The sequence below is a fragment of the Acinetobacter sp. genome, from assembly GCF_036659555.1.
Lineage (GTDB): Bacteria > Pseudomonadota > Gammaproteobacteria > Pseudomonadales > Moraxellaceae > Acinetobacter.
On the sequence record NZ_JAVXCI010000109.1, the window covers coordinates 1 to 9,130 of the forward strand.

Genomic DNA, 9,130 nt, shown 5'->3' on the forward strand with positions numbered 1-9,130 from the left:
TTATTGCGCCAATTCTCAATAATCCTCTTGACGTCTGAGACGGTATCTTTGGAAAAGGAGGGTTGGGGAGGATTAAAAATGCTTAACTGACTGGCATTAGCTCAAATCTGAGCGGTTTTTTGCATTTTCCAGCACAGCTGCCGGCAGAAGGCTTTATTTATCCGGATCTAAAAACATTTTCTGCCCGAACTGATAATCCATCACCATTTTCAGGCTGTCGCCAGAACGCTTGGCCTGCCCTGAAGACTCCAGAGAGCTGAACATGCTTTCAATGTCCTGATCTGTCATCAGCGGCACGGAAGCCGCCTGCGAATAGCCGCTGCTGATGCTTTTCATCAGGTTTTTATCAAATTCCAAGTCCGCCTTAAATGACAGCAGGCTTGGCATCATTTTCACAAAGGACTGCACTGAAGCATGATGCCCCGGCATCATTTTTCCGGTCAGATTCGCCTTGCCGACCCCGCTGCCGACACTGATTTGATTGCCTTCAGATGCAAAATCAAAGCCTTCATTGACGATTTTAAGGAAAGCATCCGATGCATCCTGACGCAGAAATTCAGCGCTTTCACAGCTTTTTTGCGCCTTGCGCATCACCTGCGACAACTCCTGCATGCGCTGCAGGCTGAGGTTCTGAATCTCCAGATTCATGACAATGTCTTTGGTCACCGGCGAATTCGGCACATTCAATTCGCCAATCTTAAAGCTGCCGTCAAATCCGACGGTCTTCTCGCCAACCTCAGTATTCCAGACCATCTCCATGTTTTTAATCCCGCCGGATAAGTCTGTATCCAGGCGCTGCACGGAAGCGACCGAAAAACGCGTACGGCCTGAATCAAGCACGGCGTCATTCAGCCCTTGCGTGGTTTCAAACTGCACATTCTGCATCAGTATTTGGCTCGGGCCCTTTAAAACCGTAAATGCCGGAATTTCCATTTCGAGTTTTGTCAGCTTAGGCGCGCCGCTGATTGGCGCGGCCGCATAGATGCTGATGACGCTCGGATCAAGCCTGACCTTTACGCCTTCCGCCTGCGTGTCAACTCTTGGAATATTTACCGTCGTTAAAGCTTTGCCCAGCCAGTTGATTTTTGTATGCGCCTGCTGCTCGCCGCGCAGCAGCGCTTTGGCGGCAGCATTACCGGACTTGAATGCATAGCTGGAATCAATCTGATAGCCATTCCAGCTTTTACGGATTTTATCCTGTCCCTGCAGCACCAGCACATCATTGGCCTTGCAGGGGTCTAAGGCCAAAGTCATCACCCAGTCTGCCGTTCCCTGCAAAGCGCCCATTTTAAAATTGCTGTACTGGATTTTCACTTCATCGTCCGCGACGGACTGCTGCTCCTGCGCATAATAAGCAGCCAGCTTTTGATCTGCATACCAGTTTGCGCCGGCTGCGGTGGCAGCTGCAGCCATAATGCTTCCCGCGGCCCAAATAATTTTCGACATTATTTGCTCTTTTTTTTGATTGTTTTAAATAACAGTATAATCAAATAATAATTACAAAAAAACACATAAAACAATCATGCTTATAAATATTTTCTGGAATTCGCCGCCTGATCAATGCCTCTCCCTGGCGCAATGACTGATTTTAAAACGCTCAGACTGTCCACAGGAGGATTGCCCCAAAAAATACTGAAAGGCATACGCAGCATGCAGTCATGCGCTTTTTATTTGCCCAGCATGGCAAGTCAGTTTTTCCCGCTCAGGCAAAGCCGGCTTGGGCGCTGATTTCCTTTTACTCAGTATATTTTGTTTTCATTTTTTTCAGCGGCTCCGGCCTGATGCTGCCTTCAAGCATGCCGTTGTGCAGCGCCAGCGACTTATAATAATGCCATGCGTCATCTACATGCTTAATTTCCGGCGCGTCCAATTGCCCCAAGTCGCGCGCCAGTTCATAGCCAAAGCTTTGCTTTAATTGCCGGTCCAGCTCTTCCACGCTAGGCTGATGCAGGCCATTGCCCTCACTCAGCAGAATATAGTGCGGCTTTTTCAGGCTGCACTGCTCTATGCCCAGCAGGCTGACAGGCGCGTAGTCTTCCCGCTTAAAGCAGGAAAGCACATGCGCCGCCATGCTCTGATCCAGTTTTTCGCCGGCCAGATCGACCGTCATTTTGCGGCCCAGAAATTTAAAGCACGGCACTTGCTGATAAAAGCCGGTCACTTCCAGCTCATCTTCAATCAAATAGCGGATTAAGCCTGACCCTGAGGTAATGACCGGGCTGACAATGTCACCCTGCTTCAGCTTCCAGCTAGGCGCCAGTTGCTGCGAATCCTGCAGCAGGAATTCATAAAAGTGCGATTGATAGCTCAAAGGATATTGACCCTCAAAAGGCACCGTAACCACCGCTTCGGTCGCCCACAGCCCCTTCCCTTCAAAAGCCACGCCTGCGATACGCGACTGCAGCTGGGCTGCCCATTGCACGGCGCTGGCGGTATCCCAGCTGGAAATTAAGCTTAACCTGGGCCAAAGTTTCTTCCACGACTGCGGATCTTTAAGGTTCAGATGCTTCAGCTTATAGCTCTGCTCGCAGGATTTTGGCGCAGGCAGAAAAGCCAAGCTTGGACGCGGCCATTTGCCGGTGGTCAGCACCGCTGCGATTTCACGCTGATGCCGTTCAATTATGTCCAGCAGCTGCAGGGCCGAAGTCGGGCTCCAAACCGAAATCATGCCTAAGCGCTTATCCGCGGCAAGGTAGGCGGCTGTCGCAAACATGGCATCATCGGCAGATTGCGCCATGGCGATTTCCGCAGGCATGGATTGCGTAATTTTGTTCAAGAAGCGCTTGGAAGCATTCAGCAATGCGCTGTCATTGTTCAAGCTGCTGCTTTCAATCAGTTTTCTTTGGCTTTCCGGCAGCCAGGACACCGGCCAGTAATGCGTTGAATTTTTCAGCTGCGGATGGCGCTGATACAGGCTGGCCAGCCATAAGCCGGCCGCCTGATCCAGCTCACTCAGAAATATTTCCGTATACGGAATAAATTTCAGCTCCTCACTGGAGCCGCTGGTGGGCTGAAAGCGGACAATTTTTCCAGCGCTTAAGAAGTTTTTGCCGCATTGGCGCGACTGCTCAATTTTAGCCTGCCAATCGGCATAGCGGGTTAAAGGATATTTTTCCGCAAAGCGTTCATAGCTGATGCTTTGCCCGCTATGCTGCTTTAACAATTGGCTCAGCTTGGCCCGCTGAACCTGCTCTAATTGACTGGCCTGCTGCTGGAAGCGCTGAAACGCTTTCCGGCAGGCCAGCGCAAGAAACCGGTGTGATGCAGCTAACAGCAATCCCATATTCAGGCCACCTTTAAAGTCAAGTCAGGCGTCTTCCCTGACAGTCATTTTGAGTCAAAAACCGCTGTGCAGGCGCTGCGATAATTTAAATTTCATCCTATTTATTCCCTGCTGCTTTTCATTCGAAGCGCTGTTTTTTATTTTAACTGCATGATTTTAACGGCATGCGCTGCAGGCCTGTTTTTTGCAGCAGGACATTTACCATATTAATTCCATCATTTAAACAAATGCAATCAGCACGCCGCATTTAAATAAGGAAATGCGACAGGCGCAAAATAAAAAACCCGGCCGGAGCCAGGTTTTTTATAAATTTTTCAGCAGCAAATGAAATTATGCCATCAGCTTAATTTTAATTTTTCAAAATTAAGGTGGCCATTTTCACCTCGGATCACAATGGTATCTCCAGCCTGAAATTCTCCAGACAGGATTTTCTGCGCCAATGTATTTTCAACCCGCTGCTGTATAGCGCGCTTCAATGGGCGGGCGCCATACAGCGGGTCAAAGCCGGCTTCAATCAGCTGATCAAAGGCGCTGTCATCAACCGTTAAGCTCATATCCCTTTCGCTTAAGCGCGCGCGCAGGCGGGCCAGCTGAATATCGGCAATGCCGCGGATTTGCGCTTTCTGCAGTGAATGGAAAATCACCAGCTCATCAATACGGTTGATGAACTCCGGACGGAAATGCTGCGTTACCGCGCTCATGACCACTGCGCGCACTTCATCATCGGCTGCGCCTTCCCCCAGTTCACGCACATCGCTGGAACCCAGATTTGATGTCATGACAATCACTGTATTTTTAAAGTCCACCACACGGCCCTGCGAATCCGTTAAGCGCCCGTCATCCAGCACCTGCAGCAGGATATTGAAAACATCCGGATGGGCTTTTTCAACCTCATCAAACAAGACCACGCTATACGGCTTGCGGCGCACAGCTTCAGTCAGCACACCGCCTTCTTCATAGCCGACATAGCCCGGAGGCGCGCCGACCAGACGGCTCACGGAATGCTTTTCCATAAACTCAGACATATCGATGCGGACCATGGCGTCATCGCTGTCAAACAGGAAGCTCGCCAAAGCTTTGGTCAGCTCAGTTTTACCTACGCCTGTCGGGCCAAGGAACAGGAATGAACCGCTCGGGCGGTTCGGATCTGACAGGCCGGCGCGTGAGCGGCGCACCGCATTGGAAACAGCCACTACAGCTTCGTCCTGGCCAACCACACGGTTATGCAGGAAATCTTCCATATGCAGCAGTTTTTCACGCTCGCCCTGCATCATTTTCGCCACAGGAATGCCGGTGGCTGCGCTCACTACTTCGGCAATCTCATTATCTGTAACTTTGTTGCGCAGCAGTTTCGGCGACTCATTTTCCTCAGCGGCTTCGATGCGCTCCAGCTGCTTCTGCAAATCAGGAATCACGCCGTACTGCAGGCGCCCGGCTTCGCCCAAGTCACCTTCACGCTGCGCTTTTTCCAAAGAAATGCGCGCCTGATCCAGTTTCACCTGAATGTCTTTATTGCCTTCGACCAGCGCTTTGTCAGCGCGCCATACTTCTTCCAAATCATTGTATTCCGTTTGGACTTCGGCAATTTGGCGCTCTAAATTCGCCACTTCGGCTTTGCTGCCTGCATCATCATCTTTTTTCACCACTTCCAGCTGCATTTTCAGCTGAATTAAACGGCGTTCCAGCTTATCCAAGGCTTCCGGCTTAGAGTCCAATTCCATCTTAATGCGCGAAGCCGCTTCATCAATCAGGTCAATGGCTTTGTCCGGCAGCTGGCGGTCGGTGATGTAGCGGTGTGACATTTTAGCTGCAGCAATAATGGCCGAGTCCAGAATCTGCACGCCATGATGCGTTGCATAGCGGTCTTTCAGGCCGCGCAGAATGGCAATCGTATCTTCTACACTCGGTTCATCCACCAGCACTTTCTGGAAACGGCGCTCCAGCGCGGCATCTTTTTCAATGAACTGGCGGTATTCATCCAAAGTGGTTGCGCCTACGCAGCGCAGCTCACCGCGCGCTAGAGCAGGCTTCAGCATATTGCCGGCGTCCATTGCTCCCTCGCCCTTGCCTGCGCCCACCAAAGTATGCAGCTCATCAATAAACAGGATGACTGCGCCTTCCTGTTTTGCCAGATCTTTCAGCACCGCTTTCAGGCGCTCTTCAAATTCGCCGCGGTATTTTGCGCCCGCCAGCAGCGAACCCAAGTCTAAAGACAGCACCCGCTTGCCTTTCAGGCTTTCAGGCACTTCGCCATTTACAATGCGCTGCGCCAAGCCTTCTACAATAGCGGTTTTACCGACCCCCGGCTCGCCAATCAGCACCGGGTTGTTCTTGGTGCGGCGCGACAGCACCTGCACCGTGCGGCGGATTTCATCATCACGGCCAATCACCGGGTCAAGCTTGCCCGCAAGCGCGCGTTCGGTCAGGTCAATAGTGTATTTATTCAGTGAGTCGCGCTGATCTTCATGATTATTGCTCATGACTTTTTCATCACCTCGGATTTTAGTAATTACATTGCGCAAGCTGTCGGTTTTCAGGCCCGCGCTGTTCAGTAGCGTTTTAGTTGCGCCAGTTTCAGCCAGCCCCAGCATGACCCAGTCGGTAGACAGAAATTCATCGCCGGCTTTCTGAGCAAAGCTGTCCGCCAGATTCAGCGCTTTGACCGCATCCGGACTGAGGTTGATGTCACCCGTTGGATTGGCTAAGGTAGGCGCATCATTCAGCGCCTGCTGCAGCTTGCTTTTCAGCTCAGGCAGACTGGTTCCCGACTGCTGAAGCAGGCTCAAATTAGAAGCTTCTTCCAGCAAAGCCGATAAGATATGAATGCCTTCAATTGCAGCATGGTCTTTGCCCATGGCCAATGATTGCGCATCAGATAAGGCTTGCTGCAGGCGGTTGGTGAATTTTTCAAAACGCATTCTTGTTATTCCTCACAACAAATTTTGTACTTGATGGATATATGGGAACACTCAACGATTTTTCAACTAAATTTCTATATATTTTTCAAAAACTTAGTAAATTAAATTTTCTAGATATCAGTACTAATATTGGTCTGCTGAAAAATAATTTCAAGTCTTTTGTTCTAAAAATCCGATTAATTTTGCAGAAAGATCCAGCGGCCGAAAACAGCAGCGGCATTCTGCCCAATTTTTTGGCAAAATCGCAAAAAAATACCCTTAAAAATTAAGGGTATTTGATATTGATACAGCTTTATGGCGCCGGATTCGGCTGCTGGCGGTGAATTTCATCAATGCCCTGCAGAATCTCTGCCGAAAGATTGACCTCAAAAGCGTCAATATTTTCTTTCAGCTGCTCCAAACTGGTCGCGCCAATAATCGTACTGGTCACAAAAAACTGCTGTTTAATAAAGGCCAATGCCAGCTGGGTTAATGTCAGGCCATGCTGTTCCGCCAGCAGCGCATACTGTTCAGTGGCCCATTCGCTTTGCGGATTGCTGTAGCGGCTGAAGCGGGAGAACAAAGTCACCCGCGCATTGGCCGGACGCGCGCCATGGCGGAATTTCCCAGTAAGATAGCCGAAGGCCAAAGGCGAATAGGCCAGCAGGCCCACGCCTTCAAATTTTGCAATTTCCGACATGCCGATTTCATAAGTCCGGTTCAGCAGGCTGTAAGGGTTTTGCACGCTGACAATTTTTTCTAAGCCCTGCTTTTCCGCCAAATGCAGAAATTTCAATGTGCCCCACGGCGTTTCGTTGGATAGGCCAATACAGCGGATGCGGCCTTTTTTCACTTCAGCGCTTAAAGCCGTCAGGGTTTCTTCCAGCGCGGTAATGTCCTGAGCGCTGCCGGCTTCGGCATTGCCGTAGCCCAGCTTGCCAAAGAAATTCGCCGGGCGCTGCGGCCAATGCAGCTGATACAAGTCAATATAGTCGGTCTGCAGGCGCTGCAGATTGCCATCCAAAGCGGAGGCTATTTCGGCTGCAGTATAGCGGGTCGCGCCGCCGCGGATCTGGCTGCCGCCTTGCCCAGGCCCTGCAATTTTAGAAGCCAGAAACAGCTTGCTGCGCCCGCCGCGCGCTGCAATCCAATTGCCGATTATGCGCTCGGTGGCGCCCTGCGTTTCCAGCTTGGGCGGCACCGGATACATTTCTGCGGTATCCCAGAAATTCAAGCCGCGCTCTAAAGCATAGTCCAGCTGCTGAAAAGCCTGCTGCTGTGTATTCTGCTCACCGAAAGTCATGGTGCCCAGGCAGATTTCCGGCACGGCAATGCCGGTATTGGCTAAAGGTTTAAACTGCATAACACTCTTAATCCTTGCTGTATTTTTATATCAGGCTGAATAGGCTCATCACTAAGACTAACCAATTTCAGCCTCCAAGTTAAATCACTATTTTGCCGGCTTGGCCGCGGTTTTCAGGAAAGGCGGGCATAAAAAAAGCAAATCCTAAGATTTGCTTTTTTTCAATTCTCTAGAGCTCATTCATCATCATCAGCATCATCTGATGAAAATTCATTGTTGTTGGCTTCTAAAGATGCATCAAAAATCAGAATGGCTTTGCCGTCTGTTTCAATCATGCCTTGCTCTTCCAGTGTTTTCAGAACACGGCCCACCATTTCGCGTGAACAGCCGACAATACGGCCAATTTCCTGGCGGGTAATGCGGATCTGGCGGCCATTCGGCAGAATCATCGCTTCAGGCTGGGAAGACAAGTCGATCAGGCAGCGCGCAATGCGGCCGGAAACGTCGATAAACGCCAAGTCAGTGACTTTGCGCGTCGTGTTTTTCAAGCGGCGCACCAGCTGGGCAAAAACAGCATAGCTTAGGTCTGGATACTGCTTGCTCAGTTCATGGAAGTTTTCATAAGTCACTTCGGCAATTTCACAGACATCACGCGTGCGGACTTCCGCGGTGCGCTGCGCATTGGTTTCGAATAGACCCATTTCCCCAAAAAAATCACCCGCGTTTAAATACGCAACCACGATTTCACGTTCATCATCTTCACTTAGGATGATGGATACAGACCCCTTCAGAATCAAATACAGCGATTTGGACTCTGACCCTGCATCTACGATTGTCGTGCGTTTTGGGTAACGATTTATGTATGCACGTTTTAGTAATGCTTTAACTGACTCAGGAAGCTGACCTGGCGACAGCGCATCTGTGCTAAGTTGTGAAAAGTTTGAAGTCATGCTAACGGTTCCGGATATGGATAATTTATAGATCGCACAGACCTAAGATGAACTTGTCACACGTAAGAGATGAAATTCCTTATCAACTCAATTTATGTTAGTGTACAGGCACTTCGTAAATCTATAGCTTTTTTTAGGTAGTTGCAATGCAAACAAGTGTTCATTGGCTAGAGAATGTCGCTTTTGAGGCAAAAACTCAAAGCGGCCACAGCATTATCATGGATGGCTCGGCAGAATACGGCGGTGAGAACCGCGGCCCGCGCCCGATGGAGCTGATTTTGACTGGCCTGGGCGGCTGCGCGTCTTTTGATATTGTGACCATTTTAAAGAAAGCTCGCCAGGACATTACTGATGTGCGCTGCGAGCTGAGCGCCGAACGCGCCGACAGCATTCCTGCCGTATTTACCAAAATTCATTTGCACTTTGTAGTCAGCGGCAAAGGCGTAAAAGAAAAACAGGTGGCGAAAGCAGTTGAGCTTTCTGCTGAGAAATACTGTTCCGCCAGCAAAATGCTGTCTGACGGCGGTGTTGAAATTACCCATGATTTTGAGATTTTAGAAGCTGCAGAGTAAGGTTTGTAAAATTGATCCAGAATCAAAAAAGCCGCTGAGAAAGCTAATGCTGATCAGTTAAGGGATTTTACAATAAATTCCTTAACTTTTTGGCCATTCACGGCGGAGTCTTACCGTTTTTAAAT

6 protein-coding genes are annotated in these 9,130 nt (G+C 49.8%); 1 reads left to right on the forward strand and 5 read right to left on the reverse strand.

What is annotated here, in order from left to right; genetic code table 11:
* Positions 1-153 precede the first annotated feature (153 nt).
* From RSA72_RS12815 to crp, 5 genes are all read right to left on the reverse strand, one after another.
* Positions 154-1,446: a DUF945 family protein gene (locus RSA72_RS12815; protein ID WP_332623411.1), complete on the reverse strand. Its 1,293-nt coding sequence runs from the start codon at positions 1,444-1,446 to the stop codon at positions 154-156.
* A 289-nt stretch (positions 1,447-1,735) separates the two neighbouring features.
* Entirely contained in the window at positions 1,736-3,283 is a 1,548-nt protein-coding gene (locus RSA72_RS12820) for a GH3 family domain-containing protein (protein ID WP_332623413.1), read from the reverse strand.
* A gap of 338 nt (positions 3,284-3,621) precedes the next feature.
* Entirely contained in the window at positions 3,622-6,201 is a 2,580-nt protein-coding gene (gene clpB, locus RSA72_RS12825) for an ATP-dependent chaperone ClpB (RefSeq protein WP_332623415.1), read from the reverse strand.
* A gap of 292 nt (positions 6,202-6,493) precedes the next feature.
* Positions 6,494-7,543 (reverse strand): NADP(H)-dependent aldo-keto reductase, encoded by a 1,050-nt coding sequence (locus tag RSA72_RS12830; RefSeq protein WP_332623417.1) that lies wholly within the window; start codon positions 7,541-7,543, stop codon positions 6,494-6,496.
* 176 nt (positions 7,544-7,719) lie between these two features.
* Positions 7,720-8,433, reverse strand: coding sequence for a cAMP-activated global transcriptional regulator CRP (gene crp / locus RSA72_RS12835; protein ID WP_332633273.1), 714 nt, complete (start codon positions 8,431-8,433; stop codon positions 7,720-7,722).
* A gap of 146 nt (positions 8,434-8,579) precedes the next feature.
* On the opposite strand from crp, the gene RSA72_RS12840 reads away from it, so the two are divergent.
* Positions 8,580-9,005, forward strand: coding sequence for an OsmC family protein (locus RSA72_RS12840; RefSeq protein ID WP_332633275.1), 426 nt, complete (start codon positions 8,580-8,582; stop codon positions 9,003-9,005).
* Positions 9,006-9,130: the final 125 nt, after the last annotated feature.